The sequence below is a fragment of the Brevundimonas phoenicis genome, from assembly GCF_047237745.1.
GTDB lineage: Bacteria > Pseudomonadota > Alphaproteobacteria > Caulobacterales > Caulobacteraceae > Brevundimonas.
The window spans coordinates 640,493-663,156 of record NZ_JBDFLN010000001.1 but is presented as its reverse complement, the minus strand read 5'-3'; the positions used below and the strand labels follow the sequence as shown (position 1 = coordinate 663,156).

General features: G+C 67.8%; 19 protein-coding genes, 1 tRNA gene, 1 pseudogene and 1 riboswitch. Of the genes and pseudogenes, 11 read left to right on the top strand and 10 right to left on the bottom strand.

Translation table 11 applies throughout. The annotated features are described in order from the left end of the window. Nucleotides 1–204: 204 nt before the first annotated feature. A complete protein-coding gene (locus ABC419_RS03215) occupies nucleotides 205–987 on the bottom strand; it encodes an SDR family oxidoreductase (RefSeq protein ID WP_087141363.1) in 783 nt (260 codons plus the stop codon). Between the two features lie 54 nt (nucleotides 988–1,041). On the opposite strand from ABC419_RS03215, the gene ABC419_RS03210 reads away from it, so the two are divergent. Then, nucleotides 1,042–1,446 carry a YkvA family protein gene (locus ABC419_RS03210; RefSeq protein WP_125900359.1) on the top strand — a complete coding sequence of 135 codons (405 nt, stop codon included), beginning with the start codon at nucleotides 1,042–1,044 and terminating at the stop codon, nucleotides 1,444–1,446. 2 nt (nucleotides 1,447–1,448) lie between these two features. Here ABC419_RS03210 and ABC419_RS03205 read toward each other — a convergent pair whose 3' ends face one another. Further along, a complete protein-coding gene (locus ABC419_RS03205) occupies nucleotides 1,449–2,450 on the bottom strand; it encodes an NADPH:quinone oxidoreductase family protein (protein ID WP_412876378.1) in 1,002 nt (333 codons plus the stop codon). Nucleotides 2,451–2,559: 109 nt separating this feature from the next. Here ABC419_RS03205 and ABC419_RS03200 point away from each other — a divergent pair, with 109 nt between their 5' ends. Next, the gene (locus tag ABC419_RS03200) at nucleotides 2,560–3,435 is read left to right on the top strand and encodes an isoaspartyl peptidase/L-asparaginase family protein (RefSeq protein WP_412876379.1); all 876 of its coding nucleotides are present in this window, start codon (nucleotides 2,560–2,562) and stop codon (nucleotides 3,433–3,435) included. Between the two features lie 106 nt (nucleotides 3,436–3,541). Further along, complete coding sequence (locus tag ABC419_RS03195; protein ID WP_412876380.1) at nucleotides 3,542–6,397, top strand: M16 family metallopeptidase; 2,856 nt, start codon at nucleotides 3,542–3,544, stop codon at nucleotides 6,395–6,397. A gap of 159 nt (nucleotides 6,398–6,556) precedes the next feature. On the opposite strand, the gene ABC419_RS03190 is transcribed toward ABC419_RS03195, so the two are convergent. The 3 genes from ABC419_RS03190 to rlmN all read right to left on the bottom strand — a co-directional run bounded on the left by ABC419_RS03190 (nucleotide 6,557) and on the right by rlmN (nucleotide 9,142). Then, the gene (locus ABC419_RS03190; RefSeq protein ID WP_125900355.1) at nucleotides 6,557–7,381 is read right to left on the bottom strand and encodes a S1 family peptidase; all 825 of its coding nucleotides are present in this window, start codon (nucleotides 7,379–7,381) and stop codon (nucleotides 6,557–6,559) included. Nucleotides 7,382–7,391: 10 nt separating this feature from the next. Continuing rightward, a complete protein-coding gene (locus ABC419_RS03185; RefSeq protein WP_003166326.1) occupies nucleotides 7,392–7,835 on the bottom strand; it encodes a DUF350 domain-containing protein in 444 nt (147 codons plus the stop codon). Nucleotides 7,836–7,966: 131 nt separating this feature from the next. Continuing rightward, complete coding sequence (gene rlmN, locus ABC419_RS03180) at nucleotides 7,967–9,142, bottom strand: dual-specificity RNA methyltransferase RlmN (protein WP_412876381.1); 1,176 nt, start codon at nucleotides 9,140–9,142, stop codon at nucleotides 7,967–7,969. A gap of 118 nt (nucleotides 9,143–9,260) precedes the next feature. Next, a riboswitch (yybP-ykoY riboswitch) is annotated at nucleotides 9,261–9,436 on the top strand. A 4-nt stretch (nucleotides 9,437–9,440) separates the two neighbouring features. On the opposite strand from rlmN, the gene ABC419_RS03175 reads away from it, so the two are divergent. From ABC419_RS03175 to ABC419_RS03160, 4 genes are all read left to right on the top strand, one after another. Continuing rightward, on the top strand, nucleotides 9,441–10,031 hold the full coding sequence (locus ABC419_RS03175; protein ID WP_412876382.1) for a manganese efflux pump MntP: 591 nt from the start codon (nucleotides 9,441–9,443) through the stop codon (nucleotides 10,029–10,031). 74 nt (nucleotides 10,032–10,105) lie between these two features. Next, complete coding sequence (locus tag ABC419_RS03170) at nucleotides 10,106–10,333, top strand: hypothetical protein (RefSeq protein WP_412876383.1); 228 nt, start codon at nucleotides 10,106–10,108, stop codon at nucleotides 10,331–10,333. A 325-nt stretch (nucleotides 10,334–10,658) separates the two neighbouring features. Next, nucleotides 10,659–10,853, top strand: coding sequence for a hypothetical protein (locus tag ABC419_RS03165; protein ID WP_412876384.1), 195 nt, complete (start codon nucleotides 10,659–10,661; stop codon nucleotides 10,851–10,853). Nucleotides 10,854–10,909: 56 nt separating this feature from the next. Next, nucleotides 10,910–11,245 (top strand): hypothetical protein, encoded by a 336-nt coding sequence (locus tag ABC419_RS03160; RefSeq protein WP_412876385.1) that lies wholly within the window; start codon nucleotides 10,910–10,912, stop codon nucleotides 11,243–11,245. Nucleotides 11,246–11,388: 143 nt separating this feature from the next. Here the strand turns inward: ABC419_RS03160 and ABC419_RS03155 are convergent, their stop codons facing one another. Both ABC419_RS03155 and ABC419_RS03150 read right to left on the bottom strand, forming a co-directional pair. Then, nucleotides 11,389–12,762: a transposase gene (locus ABC419_RS03155; RefSeq protein ID WP_412876289.1), complete on the bottom strand. Its 1,374-nt coding sequence runs from the start codon at nucleotides 12,760–12,762 to the stop codon at nucleotides 11,389–11,391. A gap of 161 nt (nucleotides 12,763–12,923) precedes the next feature. Next, entirely contained in the window at nucleotides 12,924–13,613 is a 690-nt protein-coding gene (locus tag ABC419_RS03150; protein WP_412876386.1) for a hypothetical protein, read from the bottom strand. Between the two features lie 145 nt (nucleotides 13,614–13,758). On the opposite strand from ABC419_RS03150, the pseudogene ABC419_RS03145 reads away from it, so the two are divergent. Further along, nucleotides 13,759–15,199 (top strand): annotated as a pseudogene (locus tag ABC419_RS03145) (IS1182 family transposase). Nucleotides 15,200–15,415: 216 nt separating this feature from the next. Here the strand turns inward: ABC419_RS03145 and ABC419_RS03140 are convergent. Then, a tRNA-Met gene (locus tag ABC419_RS03140) sits at nucleotides 15,416–15,492 on the bottom strand. A gap of 198 nt (nucleotides 15,493–15,690) precedes the next feature. On the opposite strand from ABC419_RS03140, the gene ABC419_RS03135 reads away from it, so the two are divergent. The 3 genes from ABC419_RS03135 (at nucleotide 15,691) to ABC419_RS03125 (ending at nucleotide 20,631) form a co-directional block, all read left to right on the top strand. Further along, on the top strand, nucleotides 15,691–16,923 hold the full coding sequence (locus ABC419_RS03135) for a PQQ-dependent sugar dehydrogenase (protein WP_412877976.1): 1,233 nt from the start codon (nucleotides 15,691–15,693) through the stop codon (nucleotides 16,921–16,923). A 292-nt stretch (nucleotides 16,924–17,215) separates the two neighbouring features. Next, nucleotides 17,216–18,421: an acetyl-CoA C-acetyltransferase gene (locus ABC419_RS03130; RefSeq protein WP_003166334.1), complete on the top strand. Its 1,206-nt coding sequence runs from the start codon at nucleotides 17,216–17,218 to the stop codon at nucleotides 18,419–18,421. A 17-nt stretch (nucleotides 18,422–18,438) separates the two neighbouring features. Further along, the gene (locus tag ABC419_RS03125; RefSeq protein ID WP_412876387.1) at nucleotides 18,439–20,631 is read left to right on the top strand and encodes a 3-hydroxyacyl-CoA dehydrogenase NAD-binding domain-containing protein; all 2,193 of its coding nucleotides are present in this window, start codon (nucleotides 18,439–18,441) and stop codon (nucleotides 20,629–20,631) included. Nucleotides 20,632–20,871: 240 nt separating this feature from the next. Here ABC419_RS03125 and ABC419_RS03120 read toward each other — a convergent pair whose 3' ends face one another. Both ABC419_RS03120 and ABC419_RS03115 read right to left on the bottom strand, forming a co-directional pair. Then, a complete protein-coding gene (locus ABC419_RS03120) occupies nucleotides 20,872–21,690 on the bottom strand; it encodes a TIGR02186 family protein (protein ID WP_200166280.1) in 819 nt (272 codons plus the stop codon). Beyond that, on the bottom strand, nucleotides 21,690–22,613 hold the full coding sequence (locus tag ABC419_RS03115; protein WP_087138814.1) for a sulfite exporter TauE/SafE family protein: 924 nt from the start codon (nucleotides 22,611–22,613) through the stop codon (nucleotides 21,690–21,692). Before ABC419_RS03115 ends, ABC419_RS03120 begins: the two co-directional genes overlap by 1 nt. Nucleotides 22,614–22,664: the final 51 nt, after the last annotated feature.

Here is a 22,664-nt window from a genome sequence, read left to right as displayed (position 1 = left end):
CGCAAGCCCCTTTTTCGATTTTCGTCCAATCCGTCGATTTTTTTCGAATAGCCCTGAAACTTCACACGAAAACGGCCCCCAAAACGCCCGCGCGGACGCCTCGGAGGCCGCTTCAAAGCGCAGCTGCTGCCGCCGCTACGCGCCCCGCCCGCTCAAGCAGCGAGCCGCCGCGCGGCGAGCGTTAGCGGCCTTCCCTCCCCTCACTTAGCGAGGCGCGAGACGGATCGCCCCGTCCAGACGGATGCACTCGCCGTTGATGTAGGTGTTCTCGGCCAGATGCAGGGCCAGGGCGGCGTAGTCGGCGGGCGTGCCCAGGCGCTTGGGGAAGGGGATCATGGCGGCCAGGGCGTCCTGCACCTTCTGGTCCATGCCCGCCATCATCGGCGTCCACATGATGCCCGGCAGGATGGTGTTGACCCGCACGCCCTCGTTCATCAGGTCGCGCGCGACGGGCAGGGTCATGGCGTAGACGCCGCCCTTGGACGCCGAATAGGCCGCCTGGCCGATCTGGCCGTCCTGAGCCGCGACCGAGGCGGTGTTGACGATCAGGCCGCGCTCGCCGTCGTCCATCGGCTCCAGCGTGACCATGCCCGCCGCCGACTGCGACAGGACGCGGAAGGTGCCGAACAGGTTGATCGAGACGGTGCGCTCGAACTGCGCCATGTCATGGGCGCGGATCTCGCCGGTCTCACGCTTGCGGCTGACGGTCTTCTGGCCGGTGGCGATGCCGGCGCAGTTGACGGTCAGGCGTTCCTGGCCGTGGGCGGCGCGGGCCTTGGCGAAGCCGGCGGCGACGCTGTCGTCCGAGGTCACGTCCACCTTGCAGAAGACGCCGCCGATCTCCTGGGCGATGACCTCGCCGCGCTCTTCGTTCAGGTCGAACAGGGCGACCTTGACGCCCTTGGCCGCCAGGGCGCGTGCCGTGCCTTCGCCGAGGCCCGAAGCCCCGCCCGTCACCACTGCTGCGATCGAAGCGTCGAGTTTCATGAAAGTCGTCCTATATTCGATTGAACCGAGTGCTCGTGCGAGGATTTAGCGGCCATGACCGCAAAGACCAACGGGGTGTCGCCCGATGACGCCATCAATCCTGAAAAGGCTCTGGTTCCCGCCGTGCAGAAGGTGAACGAGATGCGCGTGCGCAAGGGCTTCTGGCCCAAGATGCGGCGCACCGCCGCCCGCATCCCCTTCGCCGGACAGGCGATGGCCGCCTGGTACGCCGCCCAGGATCCCAAGACGCCGCTGGCGGCCAAGGGGCTGATCCTGGGGGCGCTGGCCTATTTCGTCATGCCGGTGGACGCCATTCCCGACATCTTCGCCGGCATCGGCTTCACCGACGACGCGGCGGTGATCGCGGCGGTGCTGGCCACCCTGGGCGCCCACCTCAAGCCCCGCCACCACGATCAGGCGGCGCAGGCGTTGAAGCGGCTGCGGGAGGACGAGGGCTAGACCTAGTCCTCGACCTTCACCACGATCTTGCCGACGGCCGAGCGGTCGCTGAGGGCCTGGATGGCCTCATGGGCGCGCTCCAGCGGGAAGGTGCGGCTGACGCGCGGCTTGATCTTGCCCTCGGCGTAGAGCTGCATCAGCTCGGCCATGTTGGCGGCATGGGCCTTGGGATCGCGGGCGACGGCGGCGCCCCAGAAGACGCCGACCACCGACACCGACTTCAGCAAGGTCAGGTTCAACGGCAGGGACGGAATACCCGCCGGGAAGCCCACCACCAGATAGCGGCCGTTCCAGTCCATCGCGCGCAGGGCCGGCTCGGCGTAGTCGCCGCCAACGCCGTCGAAGACCACATCGGCGCCGTCGCGGCCGGTCGACAGCTTGAACTCGCCCGACAGCTCCTTCTGGGCCGCCTTGTCCATCGGGCCGGAGGGGTAGATCAGGCCATTGTCAGCGCCCAACTCCAGCGCGAACTCGACCTTGTCGTTGGTCGAGGCGGCGGCGACCACGCGCGCGCCCATCGCCTTGCCCAGCTCGACGGCGGCGGCGCCGACGCCCCCCGCCGCGCCCAGCACCAGCAGGGTCTCGCCCGGCTGCAGGTTCGCCCGGTCCTTCAGGGCGTAATAGCTGGTGCCGTAGGTCATGATGAAGGCGGCGGCGGTCTCATAGTCCATGCCGTCGGGAATGGGGATCAGGCTGTCGGCCTTGACCTTCAACCGCTCGACCATGCCGCCCCAGCCGGGCACGACGACGACGCGGTCGCCCCGGAACACGCCCTTCACCCCCTCGCCGACGGCGTCGACGACGCCCGCGACCTCAGCCCCCGGCGCGAAGGGGCGCTCGGGCTTGAACTGGTATTTGTCGGCGATGATCAGGGCGTCGGGATAGTTGACGCCCACAGCCTTGACCTCGATCACCACCTCGCCCGGACCGGGCGTGGGGTCCATGACCTCCTCGACGACGAGCGATTCCGGGCCGCCGGGGGCCTTGGACAGGACTGCACGCATAGGAACTCTTTTCAGCTATCCCCCATCGGCCATGGCGCCGACACGCCGGCGACGCTAATCAGCCTGCGGCCCGATGCAAAGAGGCCGAATGGGTTCTGAGGAGACGATCATGGCGAAACCCGCCCTCATCCTTCACGGCGGCGCCGGCGCCCGGCGCGAGCGCAACTACGACGCCGAGGTCGTGCACATGCGCGAGGTGGTGGAGGCGATGAAGGCGCGGCTGGACGCCGGGGCCTCGGCCCTGGACGTAGCGGTCGAGGCGGTCGTCATGCTGGAGGACTCCGGCCTCTATGTCGCCGGGCGCGGCGCCTCGCCCAATCTGGCGGGCGACTATGAGCTGGACGCCAGCCTGATGGACGGCGTCACCGGCAAGGCCGGGGCCGTCGCCGCCCTGCAAGGATTCCGCAACCCAGTCGTCGCCGCCCGCGCGGTGATGGACCGCACCCCCCACGTCATGCTGGCCGGGAACGGCGCCGCCCGCTTCGCCGCCGAACAGGGCCTGGCGCGCGTCGAAGACCCCGAGGCCTGGTACACCCGCGCCGGTCAGGGCGAGGACAACCATCCGCCCAGCGGCCTGAGCCACGGCACCGTCGGCTGCTGCGTGCTGGACAGCCAGGGCCGCCTGGCGGCCGCCACCTCGACGGCGGGCGTGTTCGGCAAGATGCCGGGCCGCGTCGGCGACACCCCCCTCCCCGCCGCCGGAACCTGGGCCGACGAGCACGCCGCCGTCTCCTGCACCGGCCAGGGCGAGTATTTCATCCGCGTCGCCGCCGCCGCGCGCACGGCCTTCGGCGTCGCCGTCGGCCAGTCTCTGGCCGAGGCGTCGCAAGCCGTCATCGACCGCATCGGCGCCCTGGGCGGCGACGGCGGCCTGATCGCCCTGGACCGTCACGGCAACATCGCCCAGCCCTACAACAGCCAGGGCATGAAGCGCGCCTGGTTGGCGACCGACGGCGGCGTCGGCGTCGAGGTGTTCGGACGGTAACGGCTCTCCGTTTCATTACAGCTCCGTAAGGTGCGCGGCGGCGCTTCGCCCTGCTAGGCTTTCGGCGCCCGTTTCTTCGACTGCGGGCGTTGGAAAGCCGCCCCTCATGAAGAATCGCCTGATCCTGACCGCCTGCGCCTCGGCGCTGCTGCTCGGCCTGCCCGCCGCCGCCCCGGCCTGGGCCAAGGCGCCGCCCGCCGCCGCGTCGACCGCCCAGGGCGGGGTCGAGGTGCCGCCGCTGGGCTTCGCCAAACGGGTGCTGGCCAACGGCATGGAGGTCTATACGGCGCGCGACGCCTCGACCTCCAACGTCACGGTCCAGGTCTGGTATCGCGTGGGGTCGAAGGACGATCCGGCGGGCCGTTCGGGCTTCGCCCACCTGTTCGAGCACCTGTTGTTCAAGGCGACGAAGAACATGCCGTCCGAGACGTTCGATCGTCTGACCGAGGACGTCGGCGGCTTCAACAACGCCTTCACCGCCGACGACGTGACCGCCTATTACGAGGTCGTCCCGGCCAACCACCTGCAGCGCATCCTGTTCGCCGAGGCCGACCGCATGGGCTCCCTGGTCGTCGACGAGGCCAACTTCGCCTCCGAGCGCGACGTGGTGAAGGAGGAATACCGCCAGCGCATCCTGGCCAGCCCCTACGGTCGCCTGTTCGGCCTGTTCACGCCCGAGACCATCTATCAGGACCACCCCTATCGTCGTCCGGGCATCGGCTCGATCGAGGAGCTGGACGCCGCGACCCTGGACGACGTGCTGCGCTTCCACGCCACCTACTACCGCCCGGACAACGCCATGCTGATCGTGGCGGGCAATTTCGATCAGGCGCAGCTGGACGGCTGGGTCGACGAATATTTCGCCCCGCTGAAGCGTCCGGCGACGCCCATGCCCGCCAACGACGTGAAGGAGCCCGAGCCGACCGGCCCGCGCACCGCCACCTATTACGCGCCGAACGTGCCCTTGCCCGCCGTGGCCCTGGCCTGGAACACCGTGGCCTACAAGGACGCCGACCGCGCGGCCCTGACGGTGCTGGACGGCATATTATCGACCGGCGAAAGCAGCCGCCTGTACCGCTCGCTGGTCTACGACAAGCAGATCGCGGCCTCGGCGGGCTCCAACCCCGACTTCGCCCAGCAAGCGGGCAATCTGGCCGCCTACGCCATCATGGCGGGCGGCGAAACGGTCGAGACCGGCAAGGCCGCGCTGGAGGCCGAGATCGCGCGCCTGCGCGACGAACCCGTCACCGCCGCCGAACTGGCCGAGGCCAAGAACGAGCTGGTCGCCAACGCCCTGCGCGGGCGTGAAAGCATCGACGACCGCGCCACCACCCTAGGCATGGCGCTGATCATGACCGGCGACGCGACCGCCGCCGACCGCGAGATCGCCGAGATCCAGGCCGTTACCGCCGCCGATGTGCAGCGCGTGGCCCGCCGCTATCTGACGCCGCAGCGCCAGATCACCATCAACTACCTGCCCGCCGACGACGCCAACGCGCCCAGCGAGCAGAAGAAGAACGTCGACGCCCCCGTCACCGTCGCCGCCCTGGCGCCGGCCGGCCCGGTCGCCGTCCTGCTGCCGGAAGCCGAGCGCGCCCGCCTGCCCCAGCCGGGGGCGGAAGTGTCGCCCGCCACCCCGGCCATCGCCGACTTCCGTCTGGACAACGGCCTGCGCGTGCTGGTCGCCCCGACGCAGGGGCTGCCGCTGGTTTCGGCGCGGCTGAACCTCAACGCCGGTTCGGCCCATGATCCGGCGGGCAAGCCGGGGGTGGCCTCCATGACCGCCGCCCTGCTGACCCAGGGCACGACGACCAAGGCGGCGCCGGAAATCGCCACCGCCATCGAACAGCTGGGCGCCAGCATCGGCGCAGGCGCGGGCGCCGACTTCACCAATGTCTACGCCAATGCGCCCAAGGACGTTTTCGGCCGGACCCTGACCCTGATGGCCGATCTGGTGCGCAACCCGACCTTCGCCGCCGAAGAACTGGAGCGTCAGCAGTCCCAGACCCTGGACGGCCTGCGCGTGGCGCTGAGCCAGCCGGGCTCCATCGCCTCCCAGTCCGTGGGCCGCGTGATCTACGGCGACGCCCCCTACGGCGCGCCGGGCTCGGGCACGGTGAACAGCATCCCCGCCCTGACGCGCGACGACGTGGCGGTGTTCCATTCCGACCGCTTCCGCCCGTCGCAGGCGACCCTGGTCTTCTCGGGCGACGTGACCCCGGCCGAGGCCCGCGCCCTGGCGGACGAGGCCTTCGGCGACTGGCGCGACGCCGGTCCGGCCCCGGCCGCCATCGACAAGGCGGGTCAGGCCCTGGCGCCGCGCGTCGTCGTCATCGACCAGCCGGGCGCCGGTCAGGCGGCGGTCGTCGCCGCCATCCGCGGCGTCAGCCGCACCGACGCCGACTTCTTCCCGCTGACGGTCGGCAACACCCTGTTGGGCGGCGGCTATTCCTCGCGGCTGAACCAGAAGATCCGCATCGAGAAGGGCCTGTCCTACGGCGCCGGATCGTCGCTGGGCGCGCGGGCGGACGCGGGCGTCTTCACCGCCTCGACCCAGACCAAGAACGAGTCGGCGACCGAGGTGGTCGAACTGATGCTGGCCGAGATCGGCAAGCTGGGCGACGCCCCGGCGACCGAGACCGAACTGGCTCCGCGCCGCGCCACCCTGATCGGCGCTTTCGGCCGCTCGCTGGAGACGGTCGACGGCCTGGGCGGCCTGGTCGCCAACCTCGCCCTCTACGACCTGCCGATGAGCGATCTGGCCGACTACGCCGGGCGCGTCCGCGCGGTCACACCGCAACAAGTCGAAGCCGCCTTCGCCGAACACCTGCCGACCGACCGGGCCAGCCTGGTCGTGGTCGGAGACGCCTCGAAGTTCATCGACGGCCTGCGGGCCAAGTATCCGAACGTCGAAGTCATTCCGCTGACCGAACTGAACCTGGACAGCGCCACGCTGAAATAGGGCGCCGGGCGATCTTTCCCTCCCCATGCAAATGGGGAGGGGACCGCGAAAGCGGTGGAGGGGCTAGGACGGCGGAACCAAGCGGTCCCTCCGTCTCGTCGACATCGCCGCCGATCCACCTCCCCGTCCGCTTCGCGAACAGGGAGGAAACTCATTCACTCACGTCGTCAGGCAGACCACCTGGGCGACCCGCAGATCCTGACGCAGGCGGTCGGAGACGGCGCCGTAGTTCTGCGTCGTCACCGCCTGGCCGAGAGCGGCTTCGTCGGCGCGCTGCTGGGCGCCGACCGTGGGGACGAAGGTGTCGGGAGCCGTGGTGTAGATGCGGCCGCGCCGAGGGGACTCGGCGATGGTCACGCCCAGCACCCGCCCGCGACGATCCAGCACCGGCGCGCCCGACAAACCCGACAAGGTGCCCTTCAGCCCGCTCGTACGGCCGGCTTCGGCCCAGGCCAGCACCGGCTCGTCATAGGAGCGGTGGCCGCGTATCTTCAGCGTCTCGCGGCCGATCAGGCGCGAGGCCACCTCGCCCGGCCGCCCCTGAGGGAAGCCGGGGTGAAAGGCGCGCTGGCCCTTGTAGAGCGGCGCCTGGGGCGCGATCGGCAGGGCGGGCGGCCCGCCGTCGGTCAGCAGCAGGGCCACGTCCGCCCGCGCGGCCAGGCGCACGTCGGCGGCCAGGGCGCGAGTCTTGTCGATCACCAGGGCCGGCTTGCGGCAGCCCTCGACCACATGGCGCGCGGTGATCCAGCGCCCGTCCCCGGCGATGGAGAAGGCCGTGCCCGACACCGGCTCATGCTCGTCCGAGGTGTCGACCGTGACGGACGGATCAAAGGGGGTGATCGGCCCCAGCAACGGCCCTGTCGGTTCTTCGGCATGGAAGTCGTGCGGCGCATCAGCCCGCTCGCCCCGGTTCAGGGACGCAATCAGGATCACCCCGATGACGGCGGCGTAGATGGTCCAGTCGGGAAGGTGGGGAAAGCGCAAGGCCGCCCCCTCAACCCGTCAGGGCGGCCGCCAGGATCAAGGCGGTCGACAGCTTGGCCCCGGCCAGGACCACGGCGGCGGAGGTCTCGCCCTTCTCTATCCGTTGCGGCAAGCCGTGCAGCAGGAAGTCGACGACGCGGAAAGCCAGCAGTTGCAGCACCACCGTCGCCACGCCCCAGATGGCGATGTCGCGGATCGAGGTCGACACCGACAGGGACACCGCCAGCGGAATGGCCAGGCCCACCAGCACCCCGGAAAAGGCCACGGCGGCGGCCGGATTGCCCTGGCGGATCAGGGCGATCTCGCGCCACGGCGTCAGCAGCGCATAGACCGCCGCCCCCGCCGCCAGCAGGCCGAAGGTCACGGCCAGGTGCAGCATCAGGATCGGAAAGCCCGTCGCAAACGCCTGGAGTTCAGGCGTCGACAGCACGCCCGGCAACGACGAGGTCTCCATGACGACGAACCCTAGCCTCCCAGCCTGAAGGGGAACGAAACCAAAACACCCTTGCCCGAAAGCTTGGCCCTTCCGCTAGGGCGCCCGCGCCACAGTCGGCGGACAAAGCGTCTAGGCGGACGGTCGGCGTCTCAGGCCGCGTCGGCCTCTTCGCGCTCGGCCTTGATCCGCGCGCTGGCCCGCAGCTTCTCGCTCTCGGACTTCAGCTGGCCGCAGGCGGCCAGGATGTCGCGGCCGCGCGGCGTGCGGATGGGCGAGGCGTAGCCGGCCTTGTTCAGGATGGCGGCGAAGGTCTCGATCGTCTTCCAGTCCGAGCACTGATAATCCGTGCCCGGCCAGGGGTTGAACGGGATCAGGTTCACCTTCGACGGAATGCCCTCGATCAGCTTGATCAGGGCGCGCGCCTCGGCCGGGCTGTCGTTGACGCCCTTGAGCATCACATATTCGAACGTCACCCGGCGCGCGTTGGACAGGCCGGGATAGGCGCGGATGGCGGCCATCAACTGGTCCAGCGGATACTTCTTGTTCAGCGGCACCAGTTGGTCGCGCAAGGGGTCGTTGGTGGCGTGCAGGCTGATCGCCAGCATGGCCGCCGTGCGCTCGCCCAGGGCGTTCAGCTGCGGCACCACGCCCGAGGTCGACACGGTGATCCGGCGCCGCGACAGGGCGATGCCCTCATTGTCCGAGATGATGTCGATGGCGTTGGCGACGTGGTCCAGATTGTAGAGCGGCTCGCCCATGCCCATGAAGACGATGTTGGACAGGCGACGGTCTTCCTTGGGCGAGGGCCACTCGTCAAGATCGTCTCGCGCCACCTGAACCTGGGCCACGATCTCGGCCGTGGTCAGGTTGCGGACCAGCTTCTGCGTGCCGGTGTGACAGAAGGTGCAGTTCAGGGTGCAGCCGACCTGGGACGAGACGCACAGGGCGCCCGCCCGGCCCACGTCGGGGATGTAGACGGTCTCGATCTCAATGCCCGGCGCCGTGCGGATCAGCCATTTGCGCGTGCCGTCCTTCGACACCTGACGCTCGACGATCTCGGGGCGGGCCAGGGTGAAGGCCTCGGCCAGCTTGGCGCGCGTGTCCTTGCCCACGTCGCTCATCAGGTCGAAGTCAGTGACGCCGTAGTGGTGAATCCAGCGCCAAACCTGGGAGGCGCGCATCTTGGCCTTTTCGGGCGGACAGATTTCGGCGTCGATCAGGGCCTGGCGCAGCTCGTCGCGCGTCAGACCGCTGAGGTTGACGGGCGTCTTGACCATACCCTGAACGGGGGCGCTGGCGCGCGAGAGATCGAGCGAAATGCTCAAGGGCGGATGTCCTGCGGCGAAGAATGAAGCGGCGGCGTCTAGCACAGATGGGGCGTCTTGTCGCCTTTGGCCATGCGCGGGTTGATAGACTCGGAACGAGGCGTTAGAGGGGCGGCCGTTGGGGAGTAGCTTCCGGCATATCCCAGCCGGGGTCGCGTCAACACACTTGCCTCCTGTCATTCGGGGGCATGGCGCGACCAGCGGATCACCTCCGCCTAGCGAGACCAGCATGCTGCACCTGCGGGGCCGGCCCGCGCGTGGAGCGTGCTGTCATGCGTCCGGCCGAGTGTGTTTTCCCATGATGTCCCCCGTCGCCATCGCCGTCCTGTCCGTCAGCATGTCCGCCGACGCCTTCGCCGCCGCCATCGGGCGCGGTGCCCAGCACCGGCCGACGGTGGCCCAGGCCCTGCGCTCTGGCCTGGTGTTCGGCGTGATCGAGGCCATCACCCCCCTGATCGGCTTCGCCCTGGGCGTGGCGGCCGCCGGCTTCGTCGCGGCGATCGATCACTGGATCGCCTTCGGCCTGCTGGGCGCGGTCGGGGCCAAGATGATCTGGGAGGCGCTGAAGCGCGACGAAGAAACCGTCGAGGCGGCTGACGCCGGCGGCAAGGCCGCGTCGCGCGGGTTGCTGGCCCTGGTCGCCACCGCCGTCGGCACCTCGATCGACGCCGGCGCGGTGGGGGTCGGCCTGGCCCTGCTGGACGCCAACATCTGGCTGATCGCCGCCTGCATCGGCTTCACCACCTTCGCCCTGGCGACGCTGGGCCTGCTGGTCGGCAAGGCGGCGGGCGTGCGGCTGGGCAAGATCGTCGAGCTGGTCGGCGGGGTCGCCCTGATCGCGCTGGGCCTGAAGATCCTGCTGGAGCATCTGGGCGTTCTGGCGGGCTGAACCGCTTGCTCGGCGGAACGTTCGGAGAGATCATCGCGCCTCGTCGCTCGTTTCACCTGTCGAAGGAGATTGTCATGCGCGCCACCCTGTTCCTCACCGCCGCCATCCTCACCCCGCTGGCGCTCGCCGCTTGCGCCTCAGGCCGCCCCTTGCCGACCTATCAGCAGGAAATGGACAAGCTGGAAACCGAATGCCGCGACCGCGGCGGCATCCTGTCGCCCACCGGCGGTCAGACAGGTCGCCCTCAGACGGATTATGCCTGCAAGATCACGGGCGTAGCGACTCGAATCCCGCAAGGCTGAGACGTCCTCGCAGGCCAAGAACCTTCCTGGCCAAGAACAGCGACAATCTCCATCTTCCCGGCGCCGCCTGGAGCCGCTCTCCGGCACGGCCTAGAACGCCCGCGCTCGACCGAAGTCGTGCGCCTCGCCATGGTTCTCATCCTGAACGACTCAATACGGCTTCGCCGCCGCAAGACCCATCGCTGTATGAGCCCTCTTGCGATAGCAGCCCCCAAGCATTGCGGACAGCGACTGTCAGATAGCGTCGAATTGCCACAGCGGCAACGACGTCGCCCTGTGTAGAGTTTTCACGCTCACACTGGGTGAGCAGTAGAGGGAGGCTACTATGAAGAAAAAACTGATCGCCGGCGTCTGTGCTGCCTTGATGTTCTCGTCTGTCGCGAGCGCCGCTCACGCCAGCTCTCGCTACTCCCAGCGCGGAGAGGCAGGCTATGAACTCGGATGCGCCATCATGTGGATGCTTGGCTATGGAGCCTGCGCCGAACTTCCGAACTACCCTAAGAGATTCAAACAGCTGTAATTAAATTCAAGACTGAATTTCTGGCCCGCCGCCTCTCAGGAGCGGCGGGCCCTCCTATGTTCCGCCCCCGCCGTCAATCAACCGTCAGATTTCGTGAGAGTCTCGTCCATGAGCGGCGCGACGACGAGGAGCAACGGACTTTGCTGTCGCAAGCCGATCTGCGAGCAGAGTCAGTCATTCAGGCTAACGCCGGGCATGGTCTGCGCGATAGCGCCGAAGCGGCGATCGGCCTTCGATCAGTTGATGCGAGTTCAATTTCGACTGAACCGCTGAAGCCGCCAAATTCGGAAGCGACATTTGCTGCCGGCCAAAGACCAACGAAGCTGAAAACGACGTCAGGCTATAACAATGCTTGGAAAATCCGTGGTGGTTGGAGGCGGCTACAGCCGTAGACCCACACTGGAACTTGCTGTGAAGATCGCTGTTTGAGGACGCATTGCAGCGCACTGCACAATGTCTGCTATCGACCGATTTCGTTGAAAAAGGCGGCTGTTAAGATCGCCGCCAGTAATGGGCGCGACGGCTTGGTGCCGCTTCAGGCGACCGCCGGAGCTGCTGGCGGGATCAGTTTGGCGAGTTTGCGCAGGTTCTGGGCGGTGGCGGCGAGGAGGAACTCGTCTTTGGCGCCGTTGGGGCCTCTCAGGCGCAGTCGGTCCAGCTTCAGAATGCGCTTGAGGTGGGCGAACAGCATCTCGACCTTCTTCCGTTCGCGCCGGGAGACGACGTAGGCGTCGGTCTTGGCGATGTCGCGGGCGAAGTCCCGGGCGCCTTCGTGGATGGAGCGCGTGACCTTGCGCATCGGCGTGTTGGGGCAGCAGCGGGGCTTGAAGGCGCAGGCCCGGCAGTCGGCCGTACTGGCGCGATAGCGCAGGGTGTCGTCAGGCGGCGCCTGGGTCCGGGGCGTCGAGAAGACGCGCCGACCGTGGACCAGCGTCTTGCCCGCCGGGCAGCGGTAGAGATCCTGGGCGTGGTCATAGGCGAAGTCGCTGCGCGAGAAGGTTCCGTCGATCCGCTCCGACTTGTCGATGACGGGGATGTGGGGCTCGATGCCCTGGTCGTGGACCAGCCAGTCCAGCATCTCGGCCGAGCCGTAGGCGGTGTCCGCCGCCAGCCGGGCCGGCCACAGATCATGATGCTCGCGCGCCCGCTCGATCATGGTGCGGGCCGCCGTCACCTCGGCCTGGCGCACCGCCGTGGACGGCTCGACATCGACGATGATCGCGTGGTCCAGGTCGATCAGGTAGTTGGTCGCATAGGCGAAGAAGGCCAGGCCCTTGTTGGCGCCGGTCCAGCGCGAGGCCGGGTCGGCCGGCGAGATGAACCTGGGCGTCACCGGGGTCGCGCCGCCGAAGGCCGCATCATCCAGCACGGCCAGGTACTCGTCGATGGCGCGGCTGGCGGCCTCGGGCGGCAGACCTTCGTCGCCGGGCACGCAGCGCTGGCGATTGGCGTCGGCCTTGATCAGGCTGGCGTCGACCGCGAAACCCTCGCCGCCGACCAGGCCCTCGGCGATGCAGCGGCGCAGCACCGTCTCGAACAACTCGCGCAGCAGATCACTGTCGCGGAAACGACCGTGGCGGTTCTTCGAAAAGGTCGAGTGGTCCGGCACGTCGCCGTCCAGGCCCAGCCGACAGAACCAGCGATAAGCCAGGTTCAGGTGAACTTCCTCACACAGGCGCCGCTCCGAGCGGATGCCGAAACAATAGCCGACTAGCAGCATCCGGATCAGCAACTCCGGGTCGATCGAGGGGCGACCGATGGCGCTGTAGAACGGAGCCAGATGCGTCCGCAGGCCGTCCAGTTCCACAAAGCGATCGATCGCGCGCAGCATGTGATCCGCCGGCACATGCCGCTCCAACGAGAACGCGTAGAACAGGGCCGACTGATCGACCCGCCGCTCGCCCATCATCGCTGCACCTCCGGTCTCAACGACCAGAGTGAATCAGCGCAGCGCCCTCATGCCAATTGCCCGGGACGCCTTTTTCAACGAAATCGACCGATTGCAGACGGTCGCAACGTCCTAAATCGGGCTTCGTGGAAGGCTCATCACCTCGACGTAGGCCCATACCGTCAACCCGGACCCTCCAGCTTGTCGATCCAACCGTCCGGACCAATCTCGTCCAAGGGGTATTCCGGTAGCCCAAACGCCTCCGCCAGCAGAATGCCTCGCAACTGGCCAGGCGCACCGACCATCCACGAAAAGTGCCATCCGCCCCACCTGCGTCCACCCTCGGAGACGTCGTAACCTGTCAAAGGTCCGTCGGGGCGGGAGTCATATCGACCGTTTTTGAGTCGAACCTCTCCGTCCAGAAATCGCGGTGCGCTCCACAGGCAGGGCTCGGCCAGCAGTGCGTCCAGCCGCGATGCGGCGCCGGGCGACAGCGGCACCGGCACCCACGGGCTCCACGCAACCAACGGGCCGGGGAGGCTCGAGGATCGCGCATAGATTTCCCACCCGTCTGAGGATCGCCTGCCAGCGACCTCCCTTCGGGCGGGATGCTCGACCATGCCGTCGCTTGTCTCAAAACGGACCGTCGCATCAGGCACCCGTGTCCGCCAGACGATGTCGGGTTGGTCCTGGGTCCACCGCGTCCAGATCGCGTCGAGGCGCTCATCAGCAGGATCGTTGTTCAGGTGCGAAGGGAGTGCTGCCTGGTCGACATGCGCGAATGCGGAACACTCCGACACACGCTGAGTCTCGCCCTGGGCGCAGCCGGAGAGCGCGACGGTGAGGATTGCGAGACAGGACCGGACCAGCATCGGGGAACTGTACAGCTAAGGTGCCCGCTGACCAGCGTCGATCTGTTGCAGTTGGAGCAAGTGTCCGCTTCCCACCGAGGCTGTGTGAAAACGCCTTCGGTCCGAGCGAATTAGGTTAGCCTCCCGGGGTCAGCAGGAGGTGGGTATGAGCCGCTTCGTTCAGGGTGCCGATCGCCGGCAGCAGACGCTGCTCCCCGAGTGTCTCGACGACTATGTGGCCGAGGATAATCCGGTCCGGGTGGTCGATGTCTTCATTGATGAGCTGGATTTGAAGGGTCTGGGGTTTGAGGGGATGACGCCCGCGGCGACGGGACGGCCCGCTTACCACCCGGCCACGCTGCTGAAGCTCTACGTCTACGGCTATCTGAACAAGGTGCAGTCGAGTCGTCGGCTGGAGCGCGAGGCGCAGCGCAACGTCGAGCTGATGTGGCTGACGGGCCGGCTGGCGCCCGACCACAAGACCATCGCCGACTTCCGCCGCGAGAACGGCTCGGCGATCCAGGCGGCGTGCGCCCAGTTCGTAGTGCTGTGCCGCGAGCTCGGCCTGTTCGGCGCCGCCTTGGTCGCCATCGACGGCTCGAAGTTCAAAGCGGTGAACACCCGCGACCGCAACTTCACCGCGTACAAGGTGAAGCGGCGGATCGAACACGTCGCCGAGCACATCGCCGGCTATCTGCAGGATCTGGACACGGCGGACCGGCAGGAAGGCGAAGAGGCCGAGGCGCGATCCGTGCGACTGGTCGAGAAGATCGATCGGCTCCGCGCCCAGATGGCGATGCTGAAGGCGATGGAGGCAGAGGTCGAGGCGTCACCTGACGGCCAGGTCTCCCTGACCGATTCAGATGCGCGAGCCATGGCGACGTCGGGTCGAGGCAGCGGCATCGTCGGCTACAACGTCCAGTCCGCCGTCGAAGGCGAGCATCACCTGATCGTCGCCCACGACGTGGTCATGACCGGCCTGGACAAGCATCAGCTGGCGTCCATGGCGCAGAAGGCCAAGGACGCCCTAGGCGTCGAGGCGCTCGATGTGCTGGCCGACCGCGGCTACTTCTCCGGCGAGGAGATACTGGCCTGCGAAGCCATGGGCGTGACGCCCTATCTACCGAAGCCCCAGACCTCAGGCGCGAAGGCGGCGGGCCGGTTCGGCAAACAGGACTTCGTCTACCAGACCGATCAAGACGCCTATCGCTGCCCGGCCGGCGCGCTGCTGCCGCGTCACATGACGACCGTCGAGAAAGGACTGACGTTGCACCGCTACTGGGACCGGGCCAGCTGCACCGGCTGTCGCCTCAAGCCTCAGTGTACGCCCAGCATCGAGCGTCGAGTTACGCGCTGGGAGCACGAGGCGGTGATTGATGCGCTCCAGACCCGGATGGACCTAACTCCCCCGCGCCATGCGCACCCGACGGCGGCTGGTCGAGCACCCGTTCGGAACGATCAAGGCCTGGATGGGCCACACCCACTTCCTCATGAGGCGGTTGCCTAACGTGAAGACCGAGATCAGCCTCCACATCCTGGCCTACAACATGAAGCGGGTGATGGCGGTGCTGGGGACCAAGCCGCTGATCCAAGCCCTCCGAACCTAAGGAGCGGGCTCTGCGCGCCTCAGCCACAGACCCCCGGCGTCAGCGCCGGGAGTTTTTACACGGCCTCCACCCTTAGCGGACATTTCGCGAGTTCGCTTCGGCGCCAGGTAGACTACCACAGTCTCGAAAACCTATCGAAGCGCCAGCCCATGTGGGTCTAAAGCTGCAGTCCGCCCCTAAGAACTTCATGTTACTGATTTCATTAGAGAAAACCAGTGGTGGTTGGAGGCGGGATCGAACCGCCGACCTGTGGGTTATGAATCCACCGCTCTAACCATCTGAGCTACCCAACCCCTTACGGAGCATCGCGCCGGATCGAGAACGACCCCTGAGCGCGAGAGGGGTGCGTATATCGCCGCCTTCTCTCCGGTTCAAGCCGCTTCGATGCGGATTTCGTGCGGGACTATCGGTCGCGGCGCGTTTCGGCTCGCGCAAAGCGCGGTCTGGCGGCAGACTGCTCCTCAAAGCCACGCCGTTTAGGAGCCGTCATGCTGCGCCCCGCCCTCTTCGCCGCTTCCGTCGCCGCCCTGGCTCTCGCCGCCTGCGGGGCCAATGGACAGGATGAGGCGCCGTCCTCCGCCACCGCCGGCGCGCCGGTCGAGACTCGTCCGCCCAACAACCCGGATCAGAAGCCGGCGCACGAAGGCCAGACCCGCGCGCCGTCGGTCAGCACGACGATCGCCATGCAGCACGCCGTCGTGGCCGAAGGGTTGGAGCACCCCTGGGGCCTGGCCATGCTGCCGGACGGCCAGTGGCTGGTGACGGAGAAGCCCGGCCGGATGCGCGTGGTCAGCGCCCAGGGCCGGATCGGCGCGCCGATCGGCGGCCTGCCCGCCGTGGCGGCGCGCGGCCAGGGCGGCCTGCTGGACGTGATCCTGAGCCCGACCTTCGCCCAGGACCGGATGATCTACTGGTCCTACGCCCAGCCGCGAGACGGCGGCAACGGCACGGCCGTGGCCCGCGGCCGTCTGTCGGACGATCTGAGCCGCATCGAGAACGTGCAGGTCGTCTTCCAGGTCAAGGACACCTATGACGGGGACAAGCATTTCGGCTCCTCCCTGGTCTTCGGCCCGGACGGCAAGCTGTACATCACCATCGGCGAACGCTCGGACAAGCCGATGCGGCCGACGGCCCAGAGCCTGGCTTCGCACCACGGCAAGGTCATCCGCGTCAACGCCGACGGCTCGGTCCCATCCGACAACCCCTTCGTCGGCCGCGAGGGCGCCCTGCCCGAGATCTGGTCCTACGGCCACCGCAACCCGCAGGGCATCGCCGTCCAGCCGGAAACCGGCGCGGTCTGGAGCATCGAGCACGGCACGCGCGGCGGCGACGAGCTGAACCTGGAGAAGGCGGGCGCCAACTTCGGCTGGCCCGGCGCAGCCTACGGCATCGAGTACAGCGGCGACGCCATCCCCGGCGCGACGACGACGCAGGAAGGCACGGTCCAGCCCGTCTACTACTGGGATCCGGTGATCGCGCCGGGCGGCATGATCTTCTACGACGGCGCCATGTTCCCCGACTGGAAGGGCAACGCCCTGATCGGCGGCCTGGGCGGCAAACATCTGGTTCGCCTGGTGCTGCAGGACGGCCGCGTGGTCGGCGAAGAGCGTCTGCTGACCGGCCTGGGCGAGCGCATCCGCGATGTGGCGGTCGGGCCTGACGGCGCCGTCTGGGTCGTCACCGACGAAGAGAACGGCAAGTTGGTGCGGCTGGCGCGCCGCTGAGGCTAAGAAGACAGGGCGGGCCGCGCACAACGGCCCGCCCTTTTCATATCCGGCGACCTCACGCGCCTTGTTACTTGACGTTGACGTAAACGTCGTCTTTCTAACGACCTGAGTTTCAATTCCAGACGCGATGATCGGATCCGTCCGCCCACCGCCTCCCATCCAAGACGACAACCGTCCCTCATGCAGCGAGGCGTCGCGCGCCGAGCGATAGGGACACCAGAAAACCGTCCCTCATGCAGTTCGCCGCCGCGCAGCGAACGGTAGGGACACAAAAGAAGAGAGACGCTCCATGGCCGACGCCTACATCTACGACGCCGTGCGCACCCCGCGCGGCAAGGGCAAGAAGGACGGCAGCCTGCACGAGATCACGGCCCTGAGCCTGGCGACCCAGGTTCTGGAAGCCCTGCGCGACCGCAACGGCCTGGACACCGCCAAGGTCGACGACGTGATCCTGGGCGTGGTGTCGCCGGTGGGCGAGCAGGGCTCGGACATCGCCCGCACCGCCGTGCTGTCGGCCGGCTGGGGCCAGGAGACGGCGGGCGTGCAGATCAACCGCTTCTGCGCCTCGGGTCTGGAAGCCGTGAACATGGCCGCCGCCAAGGTGAAATCCGGCGAGGCCGACATGGCCGTCGGCGGCGGCGTCGAGGCCATGAGCCGCGTGCCCATGGGTTCAGACGGCGGCGCCTGGCCGACCGACCCTTCGGCGGCCTTCCCGACCTATTTCGTGCCGCAGGGCGTCTCGGCCGACATGATCGCCACCAAATACGGCTTCAGCCGCGACGACGTGGACGCCTATTCGGTCGAAAGCCACAAGCGCGCCGCCCAGTCCTGGGCCGAGCGCCGCTTCGATCGATCGGTGATCGCAGTCAAGAACCAGCTCGGCCTGACCCAGCTGGACCGTGACGAGACCATTCGTCCGAAGACGGACATGCAGACCCTGGGCGGGCTGAACCCCTCCTTCGTCATGATGGGCGGCATGGGCTTCGACGCCGTGATCAACCAGCGCTACCCCGAGGCGGCGGGCGTCAACCACGTCCACACGCCGGGCAACTCGTCCGGCATCGTCGACGGCGCGGCGGGCATTCTGGTCGGCTCCAAGGAGATGGGCGAGGCCCTGGGCCTGAAGCCGCGCGCGAAGATCCTGGGCGGCGCCTCGATCGGCTCCGAGCCGTCGATCATGCTGACCGGCCCCGAACCCGTCACCCGCAAGCTGCTGGGCAAGCTGGGCATGCAGCCGGGCGACATCGACCTGTATGAACTGAACGAGGCCTTTGCGGCCGTGGTGCTGCGCTACATGCAGGCGCTCGACATCCCGCACGACAAGATCAACGTCTGCGGCGGCGCCATCGCCATGGGCCACCCGCTGGGCGCCACCGGCGCCATGATCCTGGGCACGGTGCTGGACGAGCTGGAACGCTCGAACAAGTCGACGGCCCTGGCCACCCTGTGCATCGGCGGCGGCATGGGCACCGCCACCGTCATCGAACGCGTCTGATCCGGGAGCGAATTACTATGGAAAACTTCAAGATCGACATCGACGCCGACGGCATCGCCACGGTCGCCTTCGACGTGCCGGGCCGTTCGATGAACACCCTGACCTCGGCCGTGATCGCCGAGATCCCGGCCCTGGTCGAAAAGATCAAGACCGACGACGCCATCAAGGGCGTGGTCCTGACCTCGGGCAAGACGACCGGCTTCTGCGCCGGGGCGGACCTGGGCGACATGGCCTCGGGCATGCTGGCCGGCGGCGGCGACCTGCAGAAGGCGTTCGACACCGGCTGGGCGCTGAACGGCGCCTTCCGCGCGCTTGAGACCTCGGGCAAGCCGGTGGCGGCGGCCATCAACGGCCTGGCGCTGGGCGGCGGGCTGGAGTTCACCCTGGCCTGCCACTATCGCGTCGTCGAGAACGACCCGAAGACCCAGCTGGGCCTGCCCGAGATCAAGGTCGGCCTCTTCCCCGGCGGCGGCGGCACCCAGCGCCTGACGCGCCTGATCGGGGTGCAGACCGCCCTGATGCAGATGGCCGAGGGCAAATCCTGGCGCCCGAACGACGCCAAGGGCGCCGGCGTCGTCCATGAGGTCGTCGAGAAGGGCCAGTCGGTCGAGGCCGCCAAGGCCTGGATCAAGAACGGCGGCAAGGCCGTCCAGCCGTGGGACGATCCCAAGTTCAAGATTCCCGGCGGCGGCCCCTACCACCCGGCGGGCGCCCAGGTCTTCATCATGGGCAACGCCATTCTGCGCAAGCAGTCCTACGGCAACTACCCGGCCGTGCTGAACATGATGAAGGCCGTCTATGAAGGCGTGCAGGTGCCGATCGAGGCCGGCCTGCGCATCGAGACGCGCTACTTCATCAAGACCCTGATGACGCCGCAGGCCCAGGCGATGATCCGCAGCCTGTTCCTGTCCAAGCAGGAACTGGACAAGGGCGCCGTGCGCCCGGCGGGCGCGCCCAAGTCCGATCCCAAGAAAGTCAGCGTCCTGGGCGCCGGCATGATGGGCGCGGGCGTGGCCTATGTGCAGGTCATGGCCGGCATCGAGACCGTGCTGATCGACCAGACCCAGGAAGCCGCCGACAAGGGCAAGGCCCACGTCGAGGAACTGCTGAAGAAGCGCCTGTCGCGCGGTCAGATGACGCAGGAGAAGTTCGACGCCACCCTGGCCCTGGTCACGGCGACGACGGACTATGACCTGATCAAGGGCTCGGACCTGGTCATCGAGGCCGTGTTCGAAAACCGCGAGATCAAGGCGGACGTCACCAAGCGCGCCGAGGCTCAGCTGGCGGAAGGCGCCGTGTTCGGCTCCAACACCTCGACCCTGCCGATCTCGGGTCTGGCCGAGGCCAGCGTGCGGCCGGAGGACTTCATCGGCATCCACTTCTTCTCGCCCGTCGACAAGATGATGCTGGTCGAGATCATCATGGGCGAAAAGACCGGCGACGCGGCCCTGGCCAAGGCGCTGGACTATGTCCTGAAGATCAAGAAGACGCCGATCGTGGTCAACGACAGCCGCGGCTTCTACACCTCACGCTGCTTCTCGACCTTCCTGATGGAAGGCATGGCCATGCTGGAAGAGGGCTATTCGCCCGTGCTGATCGACAACGTCGGCCGCATGACCGGCATGCCGCGCGGCCCGCTGGAGATGCACGACGACGTGGCCCTGGACCTGTCGTACAAGATCGCCAAACAGACCCGCGAGGATTTGGGCGACAAATACGTCCCGACCGAGGGCGAAAAGATCGTCGCCACCATGGTCGAACAGGGCCGTTACGGTCGTAAGAACGGCAAGGGCTTCTACGACTACGACCAGAAGCCCAAGGTCATCTGGCCGGGCCTGGCCGAACTGGCCCCGACCACCAAGGGCGACGCCTTCGGCGAAAGCCCCGAGGCGCTCGCCGCCATCGACGAGCTGAAGACCCGCCTGCTGTATCGCCAGGCGGTGGAAGTGGCCCGTTGCTGGGAAGAGGGCGTCATCGACGACCCGCGCGAAGGCGACCTGGGCGCCATCCTGGGCTGGGGCTTCGCGCCCTGGACCGGCGGCCCCATCACCTTCATGGACCAGACCGGACTGAAGGCCTTCGTGGCCAAGGCCGACGAACTGGCCGCCAAATACGGCGACCGCTTCAAGGTTCCGCAGCTTCTGCGCGACATGGCCGCCAAGGACGAAACCTTCTACGGCCGCTTCGCGCCGCAGACCAAGGCGGCCTGAGGCTCAGGCACAGACTGAAACGGAAAGGGCGGCCTTCGCGGACCGCCCTTTTTGTTAGCGCTACGCTCGCAACGCGGTTGCTCGCTGCTTGAGCGCAGCCCCAACCTCCGCTCGTCCCGGCGGACGCCGGGATCCAGTCCTTTGGCTGCATCCGCGCGCGTGGAAGCCTTGGCCTTCTTCAAAGGCGGAGCGCGTGGCTCTCACTGGATCCCGGCGTCCGCCGGGACGAGCGGGTGGGTATTATCTGCTCCGGAACACCCGCGACGCCGCATAGCCCGTCATCGCCGCCAGCAGCACGCACAGCACGCCGTAGCTCCAAGGGCGGTTATGGGCGAACTCATAGATGTCGCGCTCCAGCCCTACCTTCTCGACGGTCAGGGTCATGTTGGACACCGACACCGGCGTCCCTTCCTGGAACAGCCAGACCTCGGCGTAGTACTTCCCCGTCGGCGCCACGGCGGGCAGCTTGACCTCGGCGCGGAACAGGCCCCGATCGACGAACTCCACCCCCTTGGGGTCGGTGTCATAGAGGGCCGCCGCCTCCTTCAGCCGGATGACGGCGCGGCGCCAGTCCAGATAGTCCTCGCCCAGGCGGCTGATGACCACGTCGCGCACGCCGTAGCGGGTGACGGTGCGGGCCTCTTCCGGCGCGTCGATACGCAGGTGATCGACACCCACGCCCAAACGGCGCAACTGGCCGAAGTCGGCGATGTCGCTCAGCGGCCGCGTCGAGGCGGTCATGTAGAAGCCGGGCGCCCCCTCGAACAGCACCGGGCGGCTGTTCAGCCAGACCCCCATGTTGCGCGTCTTCTTGACCAGGCGGACCGGAGCGTCGGGACCGCGCACCACCACCACCACGTCGGCGGGCGTATCGGTCGGGTTGAACACGGCGCCGTAGAGGACGATCGACGCCCCCTTGAACCCGGAGTCCACGTCCACCCGCGCGTCCGTCAGGGCGGCGGCGACCCGCACCTCCTCGGTCGTGGCGGCGGAGCGTTCGATGATGATCTCAGGCGCCGCGACCTGGGGCGGCGGCTCCGGCGGCAGGATCTGGAACATCAGTCCGCCACCCCCGGCGCCAGCAGGAACAGGTCGCTGGGCCGCACGAACAGCTCCAGCCCCATCTGGATGCCGACCAGCAGGACGATCAGCCCCAGCGCCGCGCGCATTTCCTCGGCGCGGAAGCGGCCCGACAGCTTGGCGCCGTACTGGGCCCCCACCACCCCGCCCAGCAGCAGGATGGTGGACAGGACGATATCCACCGTCTGGTTGCGTCCGGCCTGAAGCACGGTGGTGATGGCCGTGGTGATGATGATCTGGAACAGGCTGGTGCCGACCACCACGCTGGCCTTCATCCGCAGCACATAGAGCATGGCCGGCACCAGGATGAAGCCGCCGCCCACCCCCATGATGGCCGACAGAATGCCCGCGAACACGCCCAGGCCGAACGGCGGAATGGCGCTGATGTAGAGGCCCGAGCGCGGGAAGCGCATCTTGAACGGCAGGCCGTACAGCCACATGGGGCGGCGGCGTTCCTTGCGCGGCGGCGTCTCGCCCCTGACGCGGTGCAGGATCTGCGTCAGGCTTTCGTACAGCATCATGCTGCCGATGGAGCCGAGGAACAGCAGATAGGACAGGGCCACCACCAGGTCGGCCTGACCCAGCAGGCGCAGATAGCGGAACAGCTCAACGCCTAGCACGGCGCCCAGCGCCCCGCCGACAGCCATGATGCCGCCGATGCGATAATCGACCGCCTTCATGCCGGAATAGCGGATGACGCCCGAGGTCGAGGAGGCGACGACGTGGCTGGCCTGGCTAGCCACCGCCACCGTCGGCGGAATCCCCAGGAAGACCAGGACCGGCGCCATCAGGAAGCCGCCGCCGATGCCGAACAGACCGGACACGAATCCGACCAGCGCCCCCAGCAGAACCAGGAGCGGCCAGTTCACCGAGACTTCGGCGATCGGCAGGTAAATATCCACGGCACGCGCCTTCGGCTGGAAGGACAGGCAATCGGCGCCGGAAAGGCGACT